Origin of the sequence: Nonomuraea sp. NPDC049480 (genome assembly GCF_044465905.1) — a bacterium.
Lineage (GTDB): Bacteria > Actinomycetota > Actinomycetes > Streptosporangiales > Streptosporangiaceae > Nonomuraea.
In genome coordinates this window covers 218,522-241,472 of sequence record NZ_JBITMD010000007.1, presented here as the reverse complement: position 1 = coordinate 241,472, position 22,951 = coordinate 218,522, and the positions used below count along the sequence as shown (strand labels likewise).

19 protein-coding genes and 1 pseudogene are annotated in these 22,951 nt (G+C 69.8%); 9 read left to right on the top strand and 11 right to left on the bottom strand.

Annotated elements, in window-relative coordinates:
- Positions 1-48: 48 nt before the first annotated feature.
- The 7 genes and pseudogenes from clpB to ACIBX3_RS22245 all read right to left on the bottom strand — a co-directional run bounded on the left by clpB (position 49) and on the right by ACIBX3_RS22245 (position 11,200).
- The gene (gene clpB, locus ACIBX3_RS22275; RefSeq protein WP_397119797.1) at positions 49-2,622 is read right to left on the bottom strand and encodes an ATP-dependent chaperone ClpB; all 2,574 of its coding nucleotides are present in this window, start codon (positions 2,620-2,622) and stop codon (positions 49-51) included.
- A gap of 33 nt (positions 2,623-2,655) precedes the next feature.
- A pseudogene (locus ACIBX3_RS22270) lies at positions 2,656-2,979 on the bottom strand (heat shock protein transcriptional repressor HspR); the annotation flags it as partial.
- A gap of 3 nt (positions 2,980-2,982) precedes the next feature.
- A complete protein-coding gene (gene dnaJ / locus ACIBX3_RS22265; protein ID WP_397119795.1) occupies positions 2,983-4,152 on the bottom strand; it encodes a molecular chaperone DnaJ in 1,170 nt (389 codons plus the stop codon).
- Positions 4,153-4,171: 19 nt separating this feature from the next.
- Positions 4,172-4,786, bottom strand: a complete 615-nt coding sequence (gene grpE, locus ACIBX3_RS22260) for a nucleotide exchange factor GrpE (RefSeq protein ID WP_397119793.1) — start codon at positions 4,784-4,786, stop codon at positions 4,172-4,174.
- The gene (gene dnaK, locus ACIBX3_RS22255) at positions 4,786-6,654 is read right to left on the bottom strand and encodes a molecular chaperone DnaK (RefSeq protein WP_397119791.1); all 1,869 of its coding nucleotides are present in this window, start codon (positions 6,652-6,654) and stop codon (positions 4,786-4,788) included. The genes grpE and dnaK overlap by 1 nt, the downstream gene beginning before the upstream one ends.
- Before the next feature lie 183 nt (positions 6,655-6,837).
- Positions 6,838-10,635, bottom strand: coding sequence for a LamG-like jellyroll fold domain-containing protein (locus tag ACIBX3_RS22250; RefSeq protein ID WP_397119789.1), 3,798 nt, complete (start codon positions 10,633-10,635; stop codon positions 6,838-6,840).
- A 115-nt stretch (positions 10,636-10,750) separates the two neighbouring features.
- Complete coding sequence (locus ACIBX3_RS22245) at positions 10,751-11,200, bottom strand: hypothetical protein (RefSeq protein ID WP_397119787.1); 450 nt, start codon at positions 11,198-11,200, stop codon at positions 10,751-10,753.
- 71 nt (positions 11,201-11,271) lie between these two features.
- Here ACIBX3_RS22245 and ACIBX3_RS22240 point away from each other — a divergent pair, with 71 nt between their 5' ends.
- The 5 genes from ACIBX3_RS22240 to ACIBX3_RS22220 all read left to right on the top strand — a co-directional run bounded on the left by ACIBX3_RS22240 (position 11,272) and on the right by ACIBX3_RS22220 (position 16,579).
- Positions 11,272-12,153, top strand: coding sequence for a proline dehydrogenase family protein (locus tag ACIBX3_RS22240; protein ID WP_397119785.1), 882 nt, complete (start codon positions 11,272-11,274; stop codon positions 12,151-12,153).
- Between the two features lie 102 nt (positions 12,154-12,255).
- A complete protein-coding gene (proC, locus tag ACIBX3_RS22235) occupies positions 12,256-13,050 on the top strand; it encodes a pyrroline-5-carboxylate reductase (RefSeq protein WP_397119783.1) in 795 nt (264 codons plus the stop codon).
- A 56-nt stretch (positions 13,051-13,106) separates the two neighbouring features.
- A complete protein-coding gene (locus ACIBX3_RS22230) occupies positions 13,107-14,453 on the top strand; it encodes an efflux RND transporter periplasmic adaptor subunit (RefSeq protein WP_397119781.1) in 1,347 nt (448 codons plus the stop codon).
- On the top strand, positions 14,450-15,133 hold the full coding sequence (locus tag ACIBX3_RS22225; RefSeq protein ID WP_397119779.1) for an ABC transporter ATP-binding protein: 684 nt from the start codon (positions 14,450-14,452) through the stop codon (positions 15,131-15,133). The genes ACIBX3_RS22230 and ACIBX3_RS22225 overlap by 4 nt, the downstream gene beginning before the upstream one ends.
- A gap of 261 nt (positions 15,134-15,394) precedes the next feature.
- The gene (locus ACIBX3_RS22220) at positions 15,395-16,579 is read left to right on the top strand and encodes an ABC transporter permease (protein WP_397119777.1); all 1,185 of its coding nucleotides are present in this window, start codon (positions 15,395-15,397) and stop codon (positions 16,577-16,579) included.
- Positions 16,580-16,586: 7 nt separating this feature from the next.
- On the opposite strand, the gene ACIBX3_RS22215 is transcribed toward ACIBX3_RS22220, so the two are convergent.
- The 4 genes from ACIBX3_RS22215 to ACIBX3_RS22200 form a co-directional block, all read right to left on the bottom strand.
- On the bottom strand, positions 16,587-17,327 hold the full coding sequence (locus ACIBX3_RS22215; protein WP_397119775.1) for an ABC transporter permease subunit: 741 nt from the start codon (positions 17,325-17,327) through the stop codon (positions 16,587-16,589).
- Positions 17,324-18,208 (bottom strand): ABC transporter ATP-binding protein, encoded by an 885-nt coding sequence (locus ACIBX3_RS22210; protein WP_397120248.1) that lies wholly within the window; start codon positions 18,206-18,208, stop codon positions 17,324-17,326. The genes ACIBX3_RS22215 and ACIBX3_RS22210 overlap by 4 nt, the downstream gene beginning before the upstream one ends.
- Positions 18,209-18,294: 86 nt before the next feature.
- Positions 18,295-18,948: a response regulator gene (locus ACIBX3_RS22205; protein WP_397119773.1), complete on the bottom strand. Its 654-nt coding sequence runs from the start codon at positions 18,946-18,948 to the stop codon at positions 18,295-18,297.
- On the bottom strand, positions 18,945-20,078 hold the full coding sequence (locus ACIBX3_RS22200) for a sensor histidine kinase (RefSeq protein WP_397120246.1): 1,134 nt from the start codon (positions 20,076-20,078) through the stop codon (positions 18,945-18,947). The genes ACIBX3_RS22205 and ACIBX3_RS22200 overlap by 4 nt, the downstream gene beginning before the upstream one ends.
- 113 nt (positions 20,079-20,191) lie before the next feature.
- On the opposite strand from ACIBX3_RS22200, the gene ACIBX3_RS22195 reads away from it, so the two are divergent.
- The 4 genes from ACIBX3_RS22195 (at position 20,192) to ACIBX3_RS22180 (ending at position 22,940) form a co-directional block, all read left to right on the top strand.
- Positions 20,192-21,355, top strand: a complete 1,164-nt coding sequence (locus ACIBX3_RS22195; protein WP_397119771.1) for an acetoin utilization protein AcuC — start codon at positions 20,192-20,194, stop codon at positions 21,353-21,355.
- Between the two features lie 12 nt (positions 21,356-21,367).
- Positions 21,368-22,150 carry a phosphatase gene (locus tag ACIBX3_RS22190; protein ID WP_397119769.1) on the top strand — a complete coding sequence of 261 codons (783 nt, stop codon included), beginning with the start codon at positions 21,368-21,370 and terminating at the stop codon, positions 22,148-22,150.
- A gap of 312 nt (positions 22,151-22,462) precedes the next feature.
- Positions 22,463-22,666, top strand: coding sequence for a helix-turn-helix domain-containing protein (locus tag ACIBX3_RS22185; RefSeq protein ID WP_026214222.1), 204 nt, complete (start codon positions 22,463-22,465; stop codon positions 22,664-22,666).
- Positions 22,667-22,841: 175 nt separating this feature from the next.
- A complete protein-coding gene (locus tag ACIBX3_RS22180) occupies positions 22,842-22,940 on the top strand; it encodes a 30S ribosomal protein bS22 (protein ID WP_018654693.1) in 99 nt (32 codons plus the stop codon).
- The last annotated feature ends 11 nt before the right edge of the window (positions 22,941-22,951 follow it).

Below are 22,951 nucleotides of genomic sequence, written 5' to 3'. Positions count from 1 at the left end.
CGGAAACCCGGAGATCGCCGATGGATCTCCGGGTTTCGTTCGTGCGGGTCAGGCGGCTCGCTGGACGACCAGCTCGTCGTCGCCGAGCTCGACCGTGACCTTGTCGCCGTCCACGACGTCCCCCGACAGCACGGCCTTGGCCAGCTTGTCGCCGATGGCGGACTGGACCAGGCGGCGCAGCGGGCGGGCGCCGTACATGGGGTCGTAGCCGGTCAGGGCCAGCCACTCGCGGGCCGCCGGCGTGACCTCCAGCGTGAGCCTGCGGTCGGCCAGGCGCCGGGCCAGGCGCTCGACCTGCAGGTCGACGATCTGCGCCAGCTCCTCGGAGCCCAGCGCGTCGAACAGGATCACGTCGTCGAGGCGGTTCAGGAACTCCGGTTTGAAGGAGCTGCGCACCGCCCCCATGACGGCCTCGCGCTTGGCGCCGTTCTCCAGTTTCGGATCGACGAGGAACTGCGAGCCGATGTTGGAGGTGAGGATCAGGATCGCGTTGCGGAAGTCGACCGTGTGGCCCTGGCCGTCGGTCAGCCGGCCGTCGTCGAGCACCTGGAGGAGGATGTCGAAGACCTCGGGATGGGCCTTCTCGACCTCGTCCAGCAGCACCACGGTGTACGGGCGCCGCCTGACGGCCTCGGTGAGCTGGCCGCCCTCCTCGTAGCCGACGTAGCCGGGAGGCGCGCCGACGAGCCTGGCCACACTGTGCTTCTCGGAGTATTCGCTCATGTCGATGCGGGTGATGGCCCGCTCGTCGTCGAACAGGAACTCCGCCAGCGCCTTGGCCAGCTCCGTCTTGCCCACGCCCGTAGGGCCCAGGAAGAGGAACGAGCCCGTCGGCCGGTCCGGGTCGGCGATGCCGGCCCGGCTGCGGCGTACGGCGTCGGAAACGGCCTGTACGGCCCGCTGCTGGCCGATGAGCCGCTTGCCCAGCTCCCCCTCCATCCGCAGCAGCTTGGCCGTCTCAGCCTCCAGCAGACGCCCTGCGGGGATGCCGGTCCACGACGAGATCACCTCGGCGATGTCGTCGGCGCCGACCTCCTCCTTGACCATGGCGTTGTCCGGAGGCGCGGCGTCGGACGCGACCTTCAGCGCCTGCTCCAACCGTGGCACCTCGGCGTACATCAGCCGGGACGCGGCCTCGAAGTCGCCGTCGCGCTGCGCCCGCTCGGCAGCGCTGCGGGCCTCGTCGAGCTGCTTCTTCAGCTCGCCGACCTTGTTGAGCCCGGCCTTCTCGTGCTCCCAGCGGCCTACAAGGGCGTTGAGTTCCTCCTGGCGGTCGGCCAGCTCCTGGCGCAGCCGCTCCAGCCGCTGGACGGAGGCCTCGTCGGTCTCCTTGGAAAGGGCCAGCTCCTCCATCTTCATGCGGTCGACGTTGCGCTGGAGCTGGTCGATCTCCACGGGACGGGAGTCGATCTCCATGCGCAGCCGCGAGGCGGCCTCGTCGACCAGGTCGATGGCCTTGTCGGGGAGGAATCGGCTGGTGATGTAGCGGTCCGACAGCGCGGCGGCGGCCACCAGCGCGCTGTCGGCGATCTGCACCTGGTGGTGGGCCTCGTAGCGGCCCTTCAGCCCGCGCAGGATGGCGATCGTGTCCTCGACCGTGGGCTCGCCCACGTAGACCTGCTGGAAGCGCCGCTCCAGCGCCGCGTCCTTCTCGATCCGCTCGCGGTATTCGTCGAGCGTGGTCGCGCCGATCATGCGCAGCTCGCCGCGGGCCAGCATGGGCTTGAGCATGTTGCCGGCGTCCATCGCGCCCTCGGCGGCCCCCGCGCCGACGACGGTGTGCAGCTCGTCGATGAACGTCACGATCTGTCCGTTGCTCTCCTTGATCTCGGAGAGCACGGCCTTGAGCCGCTCCTCGAACTCGCCGCGGTATTTGGCGCCGGCCACCATCGCGCCCAGGTCGAGCGCGATCAGCCGCTTGTTGCGCAGCGACTCGGGCACGTCACCGGCCACGATGCGCTGGGCCAGGCCCTCGACGACAGCGGTCTTGCCGACGCCGGGCTCGCCGATCAGCACCGGGTTGTTCTTTGTACGGCGGCTGAGCACCTGGACCACGCGGCGGATCTCGGTGTCGCGGCCGATGACCGGGTCGAGCTTGCCGCCGCGGGCACTCTCGGTCAGGTCGACGCCGTACTTCTCCAGCGCCTGGTAGGTGTCCTCAGGGGTCTCGCTGGTGACGCGGGCGTGGCCGCGTACTTTCTCGAAGGCGTCGAGCAGCGCCTGCGGCGTCGCGCCCTGCGACTTGAGCAGCGCGGCAACCTGGCCGCCGTCGGCGGACAGGCCCACGAGCAGGTGCTCGGTGGAAACGTAGAGGTCCTCGAGACGGTTGGCGTGCTGGGCCGCGGTGTTCATCACGGTGAGGAGCTGGCGCGAGCTCGACGGCGCCCCCACCGTCGAGCCCTGCGCCTTCGGCAGTGCCGCGAGCAGTTCCTCGGCCCGTGCCCGCAGCGTGCGCCAGTCGGCGCCCACGGCCTCGAGCAGGGGCGCGGCGGTGCCGCCCGTCTGTGAGAGCAGCGTGGTGAGAAGATGAGCCGGGGAGATCTCCGGGTTGCCCTCCGCGGCGGCACGCCGCATGGCACCCGAGAGCGCTTCCTGACTCTTCTGGGTGAGCTTGTATTCCATGTCCTTCTAGGCCCCCGGTGGCAGCTCGTAGCGGATCAAAGCCCTGACCATCCGCATCTCGGCACGCAGGCGGTGAACCTCCTCACGCAGCCGGAGAGTTTCGTTCTCGAGCTCGAGGATCCGCTTGATGCCCGCGAGGTTGATGCCCTCTTCTTGGGAGAGCCGCTGCACCTCGCGGAGCTGGATGATGTCTCTCGTGGAGTAGAGGCGGCCGCGCCCCGCCGTGCGCCCAGGACTGACCAGTCCCAGCCGGTCGTACTGCCGCAGGGTCTGCGGGTGCAGCCCGGACAACTGCGCGGCTACCGAGATCACATAGACGGGTGTGTCGTCTGACAGATCGAAGTAATTGGCGTCCATCGGCTACTCGCTTCTGGCTCGCTGAATGAGATCAGCGCGCGGGTCCTCTCCCGCTGCCGCGGTGTTGAACTCGGTCAGGAGCTCGCGCGACTTGTCGTCGAGCGTCTTCGGCACGACCACCTCGACGGTGGCCAGCAGGTCGCCCTTCGTGCCGTCCTTGCGGGTGACGCCCCTGCCGCGGACCCGGAAGGTGCGCCCGTTGGGCGTGCCCGCGGGAATGCGCAACGTGACCGGCAGGCCCTTGAGGATCGGCACCTTGATCTCGGCGCCCAGCGCGGCCTCCGTGAACGTCACGGGGACGGTGACGGTCAGGTTGTCGCCCGACCTGCCGAAGACGGCGTGTGGCTTGACGTGGGTCTGGATGTAGAGGTCGCCGGCCGGGCCGGCGTTCTCGCCCGGCGCGCCCTTGCCCTTGAGCTTGACCCGCTGCCCGTCGGCCACGCCGGCGGGGATGCGGGCCTGGATGGTGCGGGTGCTCTTGGCCCGGCCGCTGCCGTCGCACACGGGGCAGGGGTCGTCCACGATCAGCCCGCGGCCCTTGCAGTCGCGGCAGGGCTCGGAGAAGGCGAAGTTGCCCAGGTTGCGGCTGGCCGCGCCGGTGCCCTCGCAGGTCGGGCAGACCCTGGGGGTCGTGCCCGCCCGGGCGCCGGTGCCGGTGCAGGCGGTGCACGCGGCCGAGCTGGTCAGCCTGAGCGACACCGTGGTGCCCTCCACGGCCTCGGTGAACGTCAGCGTGACCTCGGACTCGATGTCCTGGCCGCGCCGCGGCCTGGACGTCGTGGTGCGGGTCGTGCCGCCGCGGTTGAACAGCCCGCCGAACAGGTCGCCGAGCCGCTCACCCGCGCCGCCGCTCTGCTGGCCGGTCCCGCCGAACAGGTCACCGAAGTCGAACGGGAATCCGCCACCGCCGGGCCGCTGACCGGCGCCCACCCCGGAGCCGAACAGCGTGCGCGCCTCGTCGTACTCCTTGCGGCGCTTGCCGTCCGACAGGACGTCGTAAGCCTCCGAGACCTCTTTGAACTTGGCCTCTTTGGTCGGGTCGCCCTGGTTGCTGTCGGGATGGTATTGCCTGGCCAGCTTGCGATAGGCCTTCTTGATCTCGTCGGCGGTGGCGGACTTGGGCACACCAAGGACGGCGTAGTAATCCTTCTCCAGGTAGTCCTTGGTGCTCATCTACGGCCCTTCGTCCTCGTTAACGGTCTTCTTCGGATTGTGCTTCGCCATTGGACGCCGTGGGGACGTCTTCCGGTTCTGCGGGCTCTGCCACGGCGACCCGCGCCGGGCGGAGCACCCTGTCACCCATGCGGTATCCAGGCTGCAACACCTCGATCGCGGTCGGCTCGGTCACGTCCGCCGAATAGCTGTGCATCAGCGCCTCGTGGACGGTCGGGTCGAAGGGCTCGCCCCTCTGCCCGAAGGCGCTGAGGCCCAGCTTCATGACGGCCGCCTCCAGCGACTCCGCCACCTTCGCGAAGCCTCCGGTGAGCTCGCCGTGGTCGCGAGCCCGGCCAATGTCGTCGAGCACGGGCAGGAGCTCCGTCAACGCGCCCGCGACCGCCTGCTCCCTGACCGCGGCCCGGTCGCGCTCGACCCGCCTGCGGTAGTTCACGTATTCGGCCTGGAGCCGCTGCAGGTCGGCCGTCCGCTCGGCGAGCTGGGCGGCCAGCTCGCCGTCGGGGGAGGGCGCCGGCGGGGTCTCGGTGGACGGCTGCTCGGCGGTGGTCTCCCTGACCTGCCCCGTCTCCGGGTCGATCTTGCGATTGTCGCGGATCACCGGTTCGTCATGCCCGTTTTCACGCGCCGGCATCACTTGTCCTTCTTCGGCTCGTCGTCGACGATCTCGGCCTCGACCACGTCCTCGTCGGCCTTCTGGCCGTCACCGGCCGCGGCGTCCTGAGGGGCGCCCTCGCCACCGGCCTGCTGGCCCTGGCTCGCGGCGTAGATGGCCGAGCCCATCTTCTGGCTGACGGTGGCGAGCTTCTCCGCCGAGTTGCGGATGACGTCGGTGTCGGTGCCCTCCAGAGCCTTCTTCAGCTCGGCGAGGGAGTCGTTGACCTCGGTCTTGATGTCGCCGGGGACCTTGTCGTCGTTCTCGCGGAGGAACTTCTCCGTCTGGTAGGCGAGCCCGTCCGCGTTGTTGCGGACCTCGGCCTCCTCGCGGCGCTTCTTGTCCTCCTCGGCGTACGACTCCGCCTCGCGCATCATGCGCTCGATGTCGTCCTTCGGCAGCGCCGAGCCGCCGGTGATCGTCATCGTCTGCTCCTTGCCCGTGCCCAGGTCCTTGGCGGAGACGTTGACGATGCCGTTGGCGTCGATGTCGAAGGTGACCTCGATCTGCGGGATGCCGCGCGGCGCCGGCGCGATGCCGGTCAGCTCGAAGGTCGCCAGCTTCTTGTTGTAGGCGGCGATCTCGCGCTCACCCTGGAAGACCTGGATCTGCACCGACGGCTGGTTGTCCTCGGCCGTGGTGAAGACCTCGGAGCGCTTGGTCGGGATCGTCGTGTTGCGCTCGATGATCTTGGTGAAGATGCCGCCCTTGGTCTCGATGCCCAGCGACAGCGGGGTCACGTCGAGCAGCAGGACGTCCTTGACCTCACCCTTGAGCACGCCGGCCTGCAGGGCGGCGCCGATGGCGACGACCTCGTCCGGGTTGACGCCCTTGTTGGGCTCCTTGCCGCCGGTGAGCTCCTTGACCAGCTCGGTGACGGCGGGCATACGGGTCGAGCCGCCGACGAGCACCACGTGGGCGATGTCGGAGACCTTGATGCCGGCGTCCTTGATGACCTGGTGGAACGGGCCCTTGGTCCGCTCGAGCAGGTCGGCCGTCAGCCGCTGGAACTCGCTGCGCGTGAGCTTCTCGTCCAGGTGCAGCGGACCCTCGGAGGAGGCCGTGATGTAGGGCAGGTTGATGTTGGTCTCGGACTGGCTGGACAGCTCGATCTTGGCCTTCTCCGCGGCCTCGCGGAGACGCTGGAGCGCCATCTTGTCCTTGGCCAGGTCGACGCCGTGGGCGTTCTGGAAACGCTTGACGAGCTCGTCCACGACGCGCTGGTCCCAGTCGTCGCCGCCCAGGTGGTTGTCACCGGAGGTGGCCTTGACCTCGACGAAGCCGTGGCCGTCCTCCTGGCCGACGTCGAGCAGCGACACGTCGAAGGTGCCGCCACCGAGGTCGAAGACCAGGATGGTCTGGTCCTGCTCCTTGTCGAGCCCATAGGCGAGGGCCGCCGCGGTCGGCTCGTTGATGATGCGGAGCACGTTGAGGCCCGCCACCGTGCCGGCCTCCTTGGTGGCCTGGCGCTGGGCGTCGTTGAAGTAGGCCGGGACGGTGACCACCGCGTCGGTGATCTTCTCGCCCAGGTAGGCTTCCGCGTCCTGCTTCAGCTTCTGCAGGACGAAGGCGCTGATCTGTTGCGGCGAGAACTTCTTCCCGTCGATCTCCTGGGACCAGTTGGTGCCCATCTCCCGCTTGACCGAGCGGATCGTCCGGTCCACGTTGGTGACGGCCTGCCGCTTGGCGACCTCACCGACCAGGACCTCGCCGTTCTTCGCGAAGGCGACCACGGACGGCGTGGTCCGCGAGCCCTGCGCATTCGCGATGACGGTGGGCTCACCGCCCTCGAGGATCGAGACGACGGAGTTGGTCGTCCCAAGGTCGATACCTACCGCACGTGCCATGAGTACGTCCTTGTAGTCAAAGTTGAGTCGGTCGGACTCAAGCTACGGATGTCTGTCGTTCTTGTCAAACGACTTGAGCCTACTCGACTCAACCCTCGTGAGTGCGGACGCATTCCCGATTCTGCATGACAAGGCAGACCCCCGGGCGGTGGGCGCGCACCGGGGGTCTGCGGGGGAGATGGCTCAGCTGACGGGCGAGCCCATGTCGGTCTGGATCTCGGCGTCGGTCAGTGCCCGGTTGTAGATGCGGACTTCGTCGATGAGGCCGTTGAAGTGTTCGCCCCAGAGGCTGTTGCCGCCGATGCGGAGGACGCCGTTGTCGGTGCGGATGGGGCCGCCGGCGGTGCGTTGGCTGATTTGGGTGCCGTTGACGTACAGGCGCAGGGTGGTGCCGTCGTAGGTGGCGGTGAGGTGGCTCCAGGTGTCGAGGGGGAGTGAGGCGGTGCCGCCGGTGCCGACTTCGCCGGTGGTGTGGATGACGGTGTGGGGGCGGTTGTTGTCGCTGCCGGCGGACAGGACGTAGGCGAGGTCGCCGGTGTATTGCTTCATGATGACGGTGCGCCAGCTGTTGACGGTGGTGGGGCGGATCCAGGCTTGGAGGGTCATGCCGGTGGTCAGGCGCAGGCTGGGCGAGTCGCCGACGGTGACCCAGCTGGACGTGCCGTTGAACGACAGCGCACTGCCGTATTTACCGGTGGCCGACCAGGTCGTGTTCGTCAGGGTGCCCGAATTGCCGGTGGCCGAGGCGTCCGCGATGGTCGACCCCGTTCCCTCGTTCATCCCGTACGCGGCCACCAGTCCCTGGTTGGTCGGCGGCGCGCTGACGGCGGCGGACACCTCGGCCGACGAGGAGCTCAGATTGCCGGCCGCGTCGAAGGCGCGGACCCGGTAGTAGTAGGTGCCCGCGATGAGGCCGGCGTCGGTGAAGGTCGTGGTCTGCGACGAGCCGACCTGGTTCGCGCCCGAGGGTGTGAAGCCGGGTGTCGTCGACCGGTGCACCGTGTAGCCCTCCACGCCCACGTTGTCCGTCGAGGCGGTCCAGGTGAGCTGCGCGTTGCCGGCGCCGCCGGCCGCGGCGGGCGAGCCCGGCGCGGTCGGCGCCTGGGTATCGGGCGGCGGCTCCTCGCCGATCGGGGTGCTCATGTCGGTCTGGATCTGGGCGGGGGTGAGTGCCCGGTTGTAGATGCGGACTTCGTCGATGAGGCCGTTGAAGTGTTCGCCCCAGAGGCTGTTGCCGCCGATGCGGAGGACGCCGTTGTCGGTGCGGATGGGGCCGCCGGCGGTGCGTTGGCTGATTTGGGTGCCGTTGACGTACAGGCGCAGGGTGGTGCCGTCGTAGGTGGCGGTGAGGTGGCTCCAGGTGTCGAGGGGGAGTGAGGCGGTGCCGCCGGTGCCGACTTCGCCGGTGGTGTGGATGACGGTGTGGGGGCGGTTGTTGTCGCTGCCGGCGGACAGGACGTAGGCGAGGTCGCCGGTGTATTGCTTCATGATGACGGTGCGCCAGCTGTTGACGGTGGTGGGGCGGATCCAGGCTTGGAGGGTCATGCCGGTGGTCAGGCGCAGGCTGGGCGAGTCCCCGACGGTGACCCAGCTGGACGTGCCGTTGAAGGACAAAGCCTTGCCGTACTTGCCGGTCGCGGACCAGGTGGTGGCCGTGGTGGTGCCGTGGTTGCCGGCCGCGGAGGCGTCGCCGACGGTGCTGCCCGCGCCCTCGTTCATGCCGTACGCCGCCACCAGGCCGGCGGGGGACTGCACGGCCTTGTAGGCCGCTGTGTAGGTGGTCGCCGTCGCAGGCGCCGCGATGTTGTGGGTGGCCGCGCCGCCGTCGGACCAGGCGTCGAACGCGTGGTCGCCCTGGGGCGAGGGCGCCGTGACGGAATTGCCGGAGTTGACGATCACCGTCCGGGTGAACGGCGTGACCGTCTGCTCCTGGTTGAAGCCCATCTGGAGGCCGGGCGGGTCGGTCTGGAACGTCAGATTCACGGTCTTGGGCTGCAGCAGCACGCTTTTGGTGTCGGTCAGCCCGTGCTCGTCGGTGACGGTCAGCCGCAGCTCCAGATGCGACGGGTACTCGTGGTCGGGCGCCTGGAAGGATCCGGACGCGCCGGTGTACCTGGTGATCTCGTGCTCGTGGCAGGCGCCGGGGCAGTGATGCATGATCAGGGTCCACGACATGCGTGCTCCGGGGATGGAGCCCTCCTCGGGATCCGTGCCCGTGCCCGAGAAGCCGATCGTGTCGCCGACCGCCCAGGTGGCGGCGGACGACGGGGTGGTGATCGCGGCGGTGGGGGCGGTGTTGCCGACGTTGATCGTGACGGTGGCGTCGCCCTGACCGCCCTTGTCGTCCTTCACCCGCAGCCTGACGACGTACGAGCCGGCCTGCGTGTACGTGCGGGACGGCGTGGCGGAGGCGGAGTCGTCGAGCTCCCCGTCGCCGTCGAGGTCCCAGGCGTAGGTGAGCGGGTCGCCGTCGGCGTCGCTGGAGCCGGTGCCGGAGAAGGCGACGGTCAGCGGCGCGCCGCCGGAGGCCGGCGTGGCGTTGATCACGGCCGTGGGCGGGGCGTTGTTGTAGATGTAGCGGACGATCGCGCCGTTGTCGTAGTCGACCGCGTACAGGTCGCCGTTCGGGCCGGTCTCCAGTTCGACGGCGCCGATCCCGGTGTCGAACGAGGTGACCGTGGCCGGGTCGGGCAGGCCGTTCGATCCCTCGGTCATCACCCAGGCGCACTTGCGGCTGTAGTCGGAGAAGAACAGGGCCCCGTCGTAGGCCTCCGGGTACGGCCCGCCCTCGTAGAACGCGACGCCGCTGGAGGAGGACTGGTTGCCCGGCGCGCAGGCGTCGCCGGCATGGAGCCGCTGGCCGTGATTCCAGGCGAAGTACGGCTGCGCGTGCGCGCTCGCGCCGGCGCTGTAGAGGTTCTCGCAGAGCGTCAGGTTGAGCGCGTCGTAGCCGTCCTCCCTGGCCGCGCCCTCGTAGCAGGGCCAGCCGAAGTTGGCCACGCCGCCCGTCGGGTTCGCGATCCTGTTGATCTCCTCGAAGGTGCCCCAGCCGACCTCGCCGGACCAGATCTCGTCGGTGCCTGGGCGGGTGGTGATGCGGAACGGGTTGCGCAGGCCGTGGGCGACGATCCTGGCGACGTTGGGGTCGGAGCTGCCGGCGTTCGGGTTGCCGGAGGCCGCAGCCCCCGTGTCCGGATTTATCCGGATGATGGTGCCGTCGAGTCCGGCCGGATCGCCGTTCGTCCGCACGTCCTGGGAGCGCAGCGCCCCGCCTTCGGCCGCGGGCGGGGTCAGCGCGGTCCCCACCGGGCTGGGCGGGTCGCCGCACGGGTTGTCCGGCACCACGTCGGAGCCGGTCTGGTTGTCCTGGCCGTAGTCGGGGAACTGGAAGCTGGCGCCGTCACCGGCCGAGGCGTAGAGCATGCCGTCGCGGCCGAACTGCAGGTCGCCGACGGAGTGGCTGGGGTACTGCTGGCACCAGTCGGTGATCAGCGGGGTCTCCGCCCCGGAGGGGGAGATGACGGACAGGCGGCCGGTGATGCGGCAGCCGTCCCCGGTCGGACCCGGAGGAGAGGCGCAGGCGTCGAAGTCGTCGTCCGGCAGGCCCCAGCGCGGCGCGGTGCCGCCGGGCTCGGCGTCGTACGAATAGAGCACGTACACGCGCGGGTCGGCCGGGAAGTCCGGGTGGAGGGCCATGCCGAGCAGGCCGCGGTCCCAGAAGTCGTGGACCTTGGTGCGCAGGTCGGCGTACACGGTGGGAGTGGTGTCCGAGAGCGAGTCGAAGACCTTGATGTAGCCGCCCTTCTCGGCCACGAAGACCCGGCCGTCGGAGGCGAACTCGATGTTGGTCGGACTCACCAGCCCGCTGAAGACGGTCTGTTTCTGGAAGCGCTGGGGCAGGGCCGCCGCTTGGGGAGCCAGCGCGATCAGGCAGGTCAGAAGTAAGGCAGCCGAAAACAGACAGTGCGAGAGCCGTCTCACGGATCCCCCCATTGGAGCGTGACATCACCGCCGGCGCCCCGCCGCCCGCGCGTCCTGATCGATGTATCGCAACAAATCGATCAGTTGTCACTGGGGTTGTCCGTATGTGGACATGTCAGACTTTGGAACCGTCCACGATCTTGCGCTTGCCGATCGCCTTCTTCAGCTTGACCGTCGTGGTCTTCTCTATCGCGATCATGATGCACGACACGTCCTTGGCCTTGGGCGAGGCGCCCTCGTACAGCGTGATCGTGACCTTCTTCGCGGTCTCCTTGACCTTGACCTTGTGCAGCACCGTGCACGGCGCGACACCCGACCACCAGGTGAGCCTCACCCTCTTGCCCTTGGCGTACACCTTGGCCTTGGTCCAGCCGACCTTGTGCACGTTCACGGCGTTGCCCGTGGGTTTGACCGGCTGGGGCTTCTTGGTGGGGGCGGTGGTTACCGGGCTCACCTCGACCGGCGCGCCGGTGGTGGGGGACGTGGCCTGCTTGGCGGGCGGCTCGGCGGTGGCACAACTCGTCGCGAGCACCAGGGATCCGGCCAGAAGAGTCGCTGTGGTCATTGTGCGCATACTCCTACGACGGACAAAGCGGGTTCCTGGTTCAGCGTCATGCCGGAGTTAGTGTGGTTCACGTGCTCCGTCAGGCCTTGCTCGCCGTCTCCAAGAGCGAACGCGCCGAGCGCGTCATCTCCACCTCGCCGCTGACCAGGGACGTGGTCAGGCGCTACGTCGCCGACGACGTCGGCTCCGTGATCGGCGAGCTGACCCGCAGGGGGCTGCTCGTCACCGTCGATCACCTCGGCGAGGAGGTGACGGACCGGGCGCAGGCCGAGAACGCCGTCAGGGAATACCTGTCGCTCCTCGACCTGCTGCCCGCGGGCGCCGACGTGTCCGTCAAGCTCACCGCGCTCGGGCTGCGGCTGTCGGAGCAGCTGGCGATCGACCACGCCACGGCGATCTGCCGGGCCGCCGCGATCCGGGACGTCACGGTGACGCTCGACGCCGAGGAGCACGACACGATCCGGGGGCTGCACGCCGTGCACACGGCGCTGCGCAGAGATCATCCCGACGTGGGCGTGGTGGTGCAGGCGTACCTGCCGGACGCGCTGGAGCGCTGCGAGAAGCTCGGGGGCGCGCGGGTGCGGTTGTGCAAGGGGGCCTACACCGCGCCGGGCGCCTACACCAGACCGCGCGACATCGACCGCTCGTTCGTCCGCTGCCTGAAGATCCTCATGGCCGGCACCGCCTACCCCATGGTCGCCACGCACGACCCCAGGCTGGTGCGGATCGCCTCCACGCTCGCCGTGCTCAGCGGGCGCGACGTGACGGGCTTCGAATACCAGATGTTGTACGGCGTCCGCCCCGACGAGCAGGCCCGCCTGGCCGGCCTCGGCGCCCAGATGCGCGTCTACATCCCGTACGGGGACGACTGGTACGCCTACCTCATGCGCCGCCTCGCCGAGCGCCCCCGCAACCTGACCTTCTTCCTCAGGTCACTGTTGTCCCGCGGATGACGCGCCGCCGTGGCGGCATCCGCCTGCCGCCCTCTCAGCTGGGCGACATCGCCCCGCACCCACCTGCCCTGGACGAGGCCGGGGTGTTAGTAGGCTGCCAGGATGATTGCGATTCTGGGCACGGGCAAGATGGGCGAGGCTCTGCTGTCCGGGCTGCTGCGCGCCGGGTTCAAGCCGGGCGACATCATGGCGACCACCCGCCGGCCGGAGCGGGCGCAGGCGCTGCGCGAGACGTACGGCGTGCGCACGGTCTCCAACTCCGAGGCTGCCAAGGCGGCCGACACGCTGATTCTGGCCGTCAAGCCGCAGGACATGGCCACGCTCCTGGCGGAGATCGCCCCCTATGTCCCGGCGGACCGCCTGGTGATCAGCGCGGCGGCTGGCATCACGACGGCGTTCGTGGAGCAGCGGCTGGGGGTGGACGTCCCCGTGGTCAGGGCGATGTCCAACACGCCGATCAGGTTCGACGAGGCGATGAGCGTGATCTCGGCGGGCGCGCACGCTGGCGAGGAGCACCTCAAGCTCACCGAAGACCTGCTCAAGCCCGTCGGCAAGGTGCTGCGCATCCCGGAGTCCCAGCAGGACGCCGCCACGGCCCTGTCGGGGAGCGGTCCGGCCTACTTCTTCTACCTGGTCGAGGCCATGGTGGACGCGGGCATCCTGCTCGGCATGCCCAGGGCCGCCGCGCTCGACATGGTCACCCAGTCCATCGTCGGCGCGGCCGTGATGCTGCGTGACTCCGGCGAGCACCCGGTGATCCTGCGCGAGGCCGTCACCTCGCCGGGCGGCACCACCATCGCCGCGATCGCCGAGCTGGAGCGGCACAGCGTGCGGGCGGCGTTCCTGGCCGCCATCGAGGCCGCCCGCGACCGCAGTCGTCAGCTCGCCTCCGGCTGAGGGCTCGCTGAGAGCCGGTCGGCCGCCCGCGGGCGCCGGCTCCTACGATGTCTCGGGTGACGTTACGTCGCGGTGTCGCGCCGCTGCTCGTCCTCTTAACGCTGACCGGCTGCACCTCCGAGGCACCGCCCGCCGTCCAGGTCGGCGACGTCAGGCGTGCCCCGGTGACCGAGGTCGTCGAAGCCCCCGCCACGGTCGGCGCGCGTGCCTCGGCGACGCTCCGCTCGCCCGCCCAGGGCACGGTCGCCAAGCTCTACGTGCGCGAGGGCGACCGCGTACGCAAGGGCGACATCCTGGCCAAGATCCGCTCGCCCCAGGCCCAGAGCCAGCTCGAACAGGCCCGCCAGGCCTCCAGGATGGCCGCCCCCGCCGGCGTCGCCACCCCGGACGTGCGCCTGCCGTCGTTCGACACCAGGGCGTTCGACCGCAAGGTGGCCACGCACTTCGCCAGGGCCCGCAGGGAGGCGAAGAAGGTCGAGGACGCCCGCGCCCGCAAGCAGCTGCTCAACGCCATCAGCCTGGCGCAGGCCCAGCACAAGGCGCAGACCAGGGCCCTGGCCTCGATCACCGCCCAGCTCAACCGCTCCATCAACGGCGTGCTGTCCGGCGTCACCACCGGCCTGTCCAGCTCCATGGCCTCGCTGCAGGCCGCCTCCAGGTCCCAGGCCAAGGCAGCGGTCAAGGCGGCCGAGGGCACGGTCAAGTCGCTCACGATCAAGGCGCCGTTCGGCGGGGTCGTCACGCTCGGCCGCGTCTCGGGCGGCGGAGGCGGCAGTGGCGTCGAAGGCCTGCTCAGCCAGCTCCCCGGCGGGCAGCAGCTCCCCTCCGTGCCCTCGGGAGGATCGGCCACCGGCACACCGGTGGCGACAGGGGTGCCGGTCTCGGCGGGCGACTCCATCGTCACCGTCACCGACGTCTCCAAACTGCTGCTGGACGCCGATGTGGATGAGACCGACGTGCTGCTGGTCGGGAAGGGTGTGAAGGCCGCGGTGGAGCTGGACGCCGTTCCCGGGGCCACGTACACGGCCGTGGTCACCGGCATCGGCGTCACCCCCAAGGAGGGCACCACGGGCGGCGTCAGCTACCCGGTGCGGCTCACGCTCGGCGCCGGGACCTTCGACGACGGTTCCAAGGCACCCACGCCCAAGCCGGGCATGAGCGCCGTCACGCGGCTGACCGTACGCGAGTCGCCGTCCGCCGTCGCCGCGCCCGCCTCGGCCATCGTCTCCAGCGGGCGCGAGAGCGTGGTCTGGGTGATCAGGAACGGCGTCGCCGAGCGGCGCGTGGTCAAGCTGGGCGCGCAGGGCGACGCGGTGGTCGAGGTGCTGAACGGGCTGTCCGTGGGCGACCGGATCGTGGTCAAGGGCGCGGACTCCGTACGGCAAGGGCAGCGCCTGCCATGACGCCGGCCATCGAGGCGGTGGACCTCACCCGGCGCTACCAGCTCGACGGCGTGGCCGTGGAGGCGCTGCGCGGCGTGTCGCTGACGATCGGGCAGGGTGAGTTCGCCGCCATCGTGGGCCCGTCGGGGTCCGGCAAGTCCACGCTCATGCACCTGCTCGGCTGCCTCGACCGCCCCACGTCCGGGACGCTCAGGATCAACGGAGTGGAGATGTCGGGTTTATCGGACACCGCCCTGGCCGAGCTGCGGAACAAGACGATCGGCTTCGTCTTCCAGTCCTTCCACCTGCTGGGCCGGACCACCGCGCTGGACAACGTGGCGCTGCCGCTGGTCTACCGGGGGGTCGGCAGGGCCGAGCGGCGGGCCAGGGCCGGCACGGCGCTGGAGTCGGTGGGGCTCGGGCACCGCATGGGGCACCGGCCGTCCCAGATGTCCGGCGGCGAGCAACAGCGCGTGGCCATCGCCAGGGCGCTGGTCGGCGAGCCGAAGGTGCTGCTGGCCGACGAGCCGACCGGCAACCTGGACACCGTCAACGGCGCCGAGGTGATGGCCATACTCGACCGGCTCAACGGCGAGCGCGGCGTGGCCGTGGTGCTGGTCACGCACGAGGCCGAGGTCGCGGCCCACGCCAGGCGGCAGATCCACGTACGGGACGGCCTGATCGAGAAGGACACCTCGTGAACCCGCGAGGGAGTGCCGCGCCGCCGAACGGAGTGAGGCCATGAGCCCGCGAGGGAGTGCCGTCGCCTGGAGGAGCGGCGGGAGCGGAGCGACCAGAGCGGGGGGAAGGCGGCGGCGTCTGGCGACCGAGCCCGCCTCACGGAGTGAGGCCATGAGCCCGCGAGGGAGTGCCGTCGCCTGGAGGAGCGGCGGGAGCGGAGCGACCAGAGCGGGGGAAGGCGGCGGCGTCTGGCGACCGAGCCCGCCTCACGGAGTGAGGCCATGAACAGGGTCGAAGCGTTCGTGATGGCGCTGGAGGCGTTGCGGGTCAACCGGCTGCGCAGCGTGCTGACCATGCTCGGCGTCATCATCGGCGTCCTGGCCGTGGTCATCCTGGTGGCCATCGGCACCGGCGCGAAGGATGAGATCGAGAAGCAGATCTCCGGACTCGGCACCAACATCATCCTGGTCGTGCCTGGCCGCATCAGCCTGGGCGCGGCCCCGACGCAGAGCAAGCTCGGCCTGGCCGACGTGGCGTACGTGCGGCGCGTGGTGGGCGACCCGTCGAAGGTGACGGTGTCGCTGCAGTCGGGCGAGACCGTGCGGGTGGGCCGGGCCGAGGCGTTCGTCACGGTGGTCGGCACCGACCAGAACCTCGTCAACATCTTCGAACGGCCCCTCGACAAGGGCCGTCCGCTGAGCGAGACGGACGTGGACACCCGGCGCAGGGTGGCCGTGCTGGGCTCGGAGGTGGCGGACCGGATGTTCGGCGACCTCGACCCGATCGGGCGGCAGGTGACGATCTCCGGGGCCAGGTTCCGGGTGGTCGGGGTGTACGCCGAGGTCGGGCAGACGTTCGGGCTCTCCCGCGACCAGGAGGTCCACATTCCGGTGACGACGGCGCAGCGGCTGCTGGGCCTCGAACGGATCAACGGGATGGCGGTCGGCGCCTCGGGGCCGGAAGACATCGACCCGCTGTCGGACAAGGTGACGGCCGCGTTGCGGGCCCGCTACCCGGGCGAGCAGTTCTCGGCCGTCACACAGACCGCGCTGCTCGGCACCATCGGCAACGTGCTCGGCATGCTCACCGGCGTGCTGGCCGCCATCGCGGGCATCTCGCTGCTGGTCGGCGGCGTGGGCGTGTCGAACATCATGCTGGTCAGCGTGCGCGAGCGCACCCGCGAGATCGGCCTGCGCAAGGCGCTGGGGGCCAGGCAGCGCGACATCCTGGCCCAGTTCCTCATCGAGGCGGTGCTGCTGACCACGATCGGCGGCCTCATCGGGATCGCGCTCGGGGTCGGAGGCTCGCTGGCCATCGCCGCGTTCACCGAGGTGCCGGCCTCGATCACGTGGTGGTCGATCGCGCTGGCGTTCGGGGTGTCGGCGGCGGTCGGGGTGTTCTTCGGCGTGGCGCCGGCGCGGAGGGCGGGCAAGCTGGACCCCGTCATCGCCCTCCGCGCCGAGTAGGCCGTGCTCATGCGTCGCGGCGCTGCATCAGCACGGCGCCCGCGATCGCGGCGACGGCGATCCACACCATGTAGACGCCGAACCCGCTCCACGGGTCCAGGGAGCCGCCGCGCCCCGGTATCACGAGCAGCGATCCGGCGTTGGTGGTGAAGTATTCGGCAACGGTTTTGCCCCACTGCCCGGGCAACTGGTTCGCCACCTGGGGCAGCACCAGGATCAGCGCGATGGCCGACACGATCGCGCCCGGCGTGTGCCTGATGAGCGTGCCGAGGCCCAACCCGAACAGGCCGCACGCGGTCAGGTAAAGGCTCGCTCCGAGCACGGCCTTCCCCACGTCGCCCATCTCGAACGACGACGGCTGGGCGATGGCCAGGCCGATGCCGACCGCCGCGGCCGACGCGACCGCGCTGACGATCAGCGACGCCGCGGTGAACACCACGATCTTCCCGGTCAGCAGGCTCATACGCTTGGGCACGGCCATCAGCGAGGTGCGGATGCCGCCCGTGCGATATTCGCTGGAGATCACCAGCACGCCCAGCGTGGCGATGGACAACGAGGCGAACGTGACGCCGAGCAGGCTCAGCTGGATCACCTCCGCGCCCGGCATCGGCTTGTCGGTCGAGCCCTTGGCCGCGGAGACGAGGAGCGCGCCGAGGCCCGTCATCAGCAGGGCCGTCACGGCGAGCGTCCACACCGTCGAGCGGACAGAGCGGATCTTGGTCCATTCGGACCTCAGGATGTCGATCATGACGTGAACTCCACGCTGTCCTTGGTGAGCTCCATGTAGGCCGCTTCGAGCGAAGGCTGCACGAACGTCAGCTCCTCCAGCGGGATGCCGGCCCTGGCGGTGAGGGTGCCGATCTCGAGCGTGCTCATCGCGGTCACCCGCAGGTGGTCGGGGTGCAGCTCGCCCACCTTGACCAGCTCCGCCACCTCGGCCAGCCGGGGCGAGCGCACCCGCACGTACCCCTGCGAGCTGCGCCCGATGAACTCCTCCACGCTCGTGTCGGCGATGAGCTTCCCCTTGCCGATCACGATCAGGTGGTCGGCGGTCTGCGCCATCTCGCTCATCAGGTGGCTGGAGACGAACACCGTCCGCCCTTCGGCGGCCAGCTTGCGCATGAACGTGCGGATCCACAGGATGCCGTCCGGGTCGAGGCCGTTGACGGGCTCGTCGAACAGCAGGATCTCGGGGTCGCCGAGCAACGCCGCCGCGATGCCCAGCCGTTGCGACATGCCCAGCGAGAACCCGCCGATCCGCCGCTTGGCCACCTCCCGCAGCCCCACAGCCTCCAGCACCTCGTTCACCCGGCTCGCCGGGATGCCGTTGCTCTGGGCGATGGCCAGCAGGTGGTTGCGCGCGCTGCGGCCGCCGTGCACGGCCTTGGCGTCCAGCAGCGCGCCGACCTTGCGCAGCGGATGCTTCAACTCGTGGTACGGCCGCCCGTCCACAAGCACCGAGCCGCCCGAGGGCCGGTCGAGCCCGAGGATCATGCGCATGGTCGTGGACTTGCCGGCCCCGTTCGGGCCGAGGAAGCCGGTCACCTGGCCGGGCTCGACGTCGAACGACAGGTCCGCTACCGCGACGGTGCCGCCGTAGCGCTTGCTCAGGTTCGTTGCTCGGATCACGGTCATGATCCCAGGGTGCCGTCGCGGCCGGCTGGTTTCTTCCTGCCCGGGAACCGTTCTCGGCGAGGGGATCTAGGACCCTGGTCCTACTCTCCAGGGTGGATCAAGGCCGCCTCGTACGCGACGATCACCGCCTGCGCCCGGTCCCTCACACCGATCTTGGCGAACAAACTCGTCACATGGTTCTTGACGGTCGAGGGGGAGACGGACAGATCGGCGGCGATCTCCGGGTTCGACCGGCCGCGGGCGATCAGCACGAGGATCTCCCGCTCCCGGTCGGTCAGCCCGTCGAGCCGCGCGGGCACCGCCTTCGGCCGCGAGGCGCGTACGAACGTGCCGATCAGCCTGGTCAGCAGGCGCGGCGCGACGGCCGACTCGCCGCGGTGCACCACGCGTACGCCCTCGATCAGCTCCTCGGGGGAGACGTCCTTGGGCAGGAAGCCGTCGGCGCCCGCCCTGAGCGCCGCGACGACGTTCTCGTCCAGGTCGAACGTGCTCAGTGCGAGCACCCGCACTTCCGGCAGCTCCCCGGTGATCAGCTCAGTCGCACGCACGCCGTCCAGGTTCGGCATGTGCAGGTCCATCAGCACCACGTGGGGCTTGAGCCGCCTGCTCAGCTCCACCGCCTCCGTGCCGTCGCCGGCCTCGCCGACCACGCTCAGGTCGGGCTGGGCGTCCAGCATCAGCTTGAAGCCCTTGCGTACCAGCTCGTGGTCGTCGGCCAGCAGCACTCTGATCATGATTTCTCCAGGGGGATGCGGGCGTGCACGCGGAAACCGCCTCCTGGGCGCGGTCCTGTGGACAGCCGGCCGCCGCATAACGCCACGCGCTCGGCCATGCCGCCGAGCCCGAACCCCGGCGCGCCGGACTCCTTCGCCAGGCCGTCGTCGATCACCTCGACCTCCACCGCCGCCGGCTCGTACGCCAGCCGCACGCTGGCCCTGGCGCTGACCGCGTGCTTGCGCGTGTTGGTCAGCGCCTCCTGGACGATCCGGTAGACCGCGTGGTCCACGGTGGCGGGCAGCTCCACGGGCTCGCCGATCACGGCCAGGCCGGCGGGCAACCCGGCCGACTCGGCCTCCTTGATCAGCGCGGGCAGCCGCTTCGCGCCGACCCCCGTCGCGGCGTCGGGGCCCTCGTTGCCGTCGGCCCTGAGCACGTCCAGCAGCCGGCGCATCTCCGACATCGCCTGGCGGGCGGTCTGTTCGGCGCTCTCCAGCGCGGACCTGGTGACGTCGTGCTCGGGCGGGAGCGTGGCCCGCGCGCCGCCGACCAGGGCGTTGATCACGGTGATGTGGTGGGCGACCACGTCGTGCAGCTCCCTGGCGATGCGCCGCCGCTCGGCGCGTACGGCGGCCTCGGTGGCCTCGCGCCTGCCGCGCTCGTTGAGCTCCGTCCTGAGCCTCACCAGCTGCCCGATGCCCACGGGCACGGCGACGGCGAACAGGGCCGCCAGCCAGCCGCCCTGCGCACCGCCCTGGACGCGCCAGAACAGCTCCATCGCCGTCGCGTAGAGGACGAACCCCGCCGCCGAAGTGATCACGGTCGTCCGGCCGCCCGTGTAGCGGCCCACGCTGTAGTACGCGATGGCCGAGGGCACATTGGTCACGATCACGAGCTGCGTCGCGATGCCCACGACGTCGAGCACGGTCACCAGTCCGGCGACCAGGACCGGCCGGCCGCGCCGCATGAGCAGGAACAGGGCGCCCACCAGGAAGTGCGCCGCGCCCAATGCCGTCAGCGCCTCGTTCTGGACGATCATGGAGACCATGCCGATGGCGGCAGGCAGGGAGATCACGACCACCAGCGCCGTGTCCAAGACCCGGGGGCGTCGGAAGAAACGCACGATCTTCATGAACGTTCGCGCCATGCGCACGGCTAAAACCCTAAGTCAGGATCATCCGCCATGAGCCCGGGCTACAACGAGGTGTCTGTGCTGCGGTAACGTCGGCGCAAGGTGAGGGAGCGCGCGGAGGAGTTGTGATGAGCCGGTCGGCACGGGTGATCTGGGACGACGCTCTCATCGCCTATAACTTCGGGCCGAGTCACCCGCTCGCCCCTGTGCGGGTGGAGCTGACCATGGCGCTCGCCCGCGAGCTGGGCGTCCTCGACAAGGTCGAGCTGGCCGGCTGCGAGCCCGCCGGCGATGACGAGCTGTCCATGGTCCACAAGCGCGACTACATCGAGGCCGTCAAGCGTGTGTCCGTCTCCGGCCGCCCCGACCTCGGCTGCGGGCTCGGCACGCCGGACAACCCGGCCTTCGCGGGTGTGCACGAGGCCTCCGCGTTGATCGCCGGGGCCTCGCTGGCCGCCGCCCGCTCGGTCTGGGAGGGCACGGCGGAGCACGCGATCAACATCGCCGGTGGCCTGCACCACGCGATGCCCGCTGTGGCCAGCGGCTTCTGCGTCTACAACGACCCCGCGCTGGCCATCGCGTGGCTGCTGGCCAAGGGCGTCGGCAAGATCGCGTACGTGGACGTGGACGTCCACCACGGCGACGGCGTGCAGGCGATGTTCTACGACGACCCGCGGGTCCTCACGATCAGCCTGCACGAGAGCCCGCGAACGCTGTTCCCCGGCACCGGGTTCCCGGAGGAGACCGGCGCCGACGGCACGGCCGTCAACGTGGCGCTGCCCGCGGGGTGCGGCGACGCCGGCTGGCTGCGGGCCTTCCACGCGGTCGTGCCGCCGCTGCTGAGCGAGTTCAGGCCCGACATCCTGGTGACCCAGCACGGGTGCGACAGCCACGCGCTCGACCCGCTCGCCAACCTGATGCTCAGCGTGGACGGCCAGCGCGCCGCGTACGCCGCCCTGCACCGCCTGGCCCACGAGACGGCCGGCGGCCGGTGGATCGCCACGGGTGGCGGGGGATACGAGCTGGTCCAGGTCGTGCCGCGGGCGTGGACGCACCTCATCGCCGAGCTGGCCGGCCACCCGATCGACCCGGCCACGCCGACGAGCGAAGAGTGGCGCAGGTTCGTCAGGGAGCGTACGGGTGAGACGCCGCCGCTCACCATGACCGATGGCCGCAGTCCGGAATTTCATGACCTTTCTAGTGGTTATGACCCAGCGGACCCCATTGACCGTGCGGTCATGGCGACCCGGAACGCGGTGTTCCCCCTGCACGGCCTCGACCCGATGCCCTAGCGAAGGAATGCTGTGCTGAGCCGCGACCAACTCCGCGAGCACCTTGTCCGCAGCCGCATTGCCGGCGACGTCGCCACCCCCCGCGAGAACAACCTCGACCACTACAGCTCGCTGGCCAACGGCGACCCGCACTACATGCTGGGCCTGACCTTCGACCAGCCGTGGTCCTATCGCGACATCCTGGCGCTCATGGCCAAGTCCGCGGGCGTGGTCGCGGATCCCGGCCACCGCTGGGGACAGGACACCATCGATCCCGACCTGACGATCGACGCGGTCGACGCCATGGCCGAGCGGATCGCGGCGGTGCTGTCGCGGCCGAGCCCGCGGATCCTGTTCGCCACCGGGCACCCCACCGGGCTGCTCGCCGTCCACCTGCCGCTGGCCCTGCTCTGCGCCGAGCGCGGTGCCCGGCTGGTGACGCCGGCCGAGGGGTGGACGTACTCCGGATCGGCCTTCGGCCGCCCGCGCCGGATCCGCTACCTGCAGGACGTCGCGATGCTCGACGACAGGGGCGGCTTCGTGCACACCCATGACGCGGCGCCGATGCGGCACATGATCGAGGAGCTCGGCGGCGAACCGCCGGACCTCGTGATCGCCGACCACGGCTGGGCAGGGGCGGCGGGACAGGTCGGCGTGCCGACGGTGGCGTTCGCCGACTCCAACGATCCAGGGCTGTTCGTCGGTGAGGCGGAAGGCAAGATCGACGTGGTGGTGCCACTCGATGACAACGTGCTACCGCGTTATTACGCTCCGTTGACGGATCGGCTCGTCACTCAGGTCTCACGAGCCCTTTGAGTCCGATTCGGTCCTCCCCATACCGTCTTTTCGCGCCTGCATTCCAAGGGGCTCGCTGTCCCTTTGCCAACTTTTGATGGGGCCTCGGCGACTCTTATGTGTGGCAACTTGGACAGTTCCAACGTCCGAGTGAGGTGCTCCGCCCGGCTCCTGGCCAGCGATTTTGCTGGTTCGGCTGACACGTGGCTCCGTCGAGGGAGAAAATAGGGGGTTTGCGCACTCGGAGTCCCGACTTACGCTGACGGCAGTACACGTGCGTGAGCAATGGCACCAGTGGGGATAACCCGGAAACACGTGCGGAAGAGGCGTCCGATGGGTGCAGGCGAAAGACCTCTCAGCGAGGTTAAGTTCCTGACCGTCGCAGAAGTGGCGACGGTCATGAGGGTGTCCAAGATGACGGTGTACAGGCTCGTACACTCCGGCGAGCTCCCGGCCATCAGGGTAGGCCGGTCGTTCAGAGTGCCCGAGCAGGCCGTACACGACTATCTGCGGGAGGCCTACATCGAGGCAGGTTGACGTAGCGACGTGATGGTCACGCCGTGAGTGCTGTCGCGGGAGAGAGGCCCGGCCGTCGCACGACGCGACCGGGCTCTCACCCCCCAATGGGCGATCTACCGTGGATCGCCGGTAGTCTGTGAGCCGGTGTGCGCTCGCACTCCGATCACACTTGCTACCAGCACCAGGGGGTCCCGTGGGCTCTGTTATCAAGAAGCGCCGCAAGCGGATGGCCAAGAAGAAGCACCGCAAGCTGCTCAAGAAGACGCGCATCCAGCGGCGTAACAAGAAGTAACCAACGCAGCT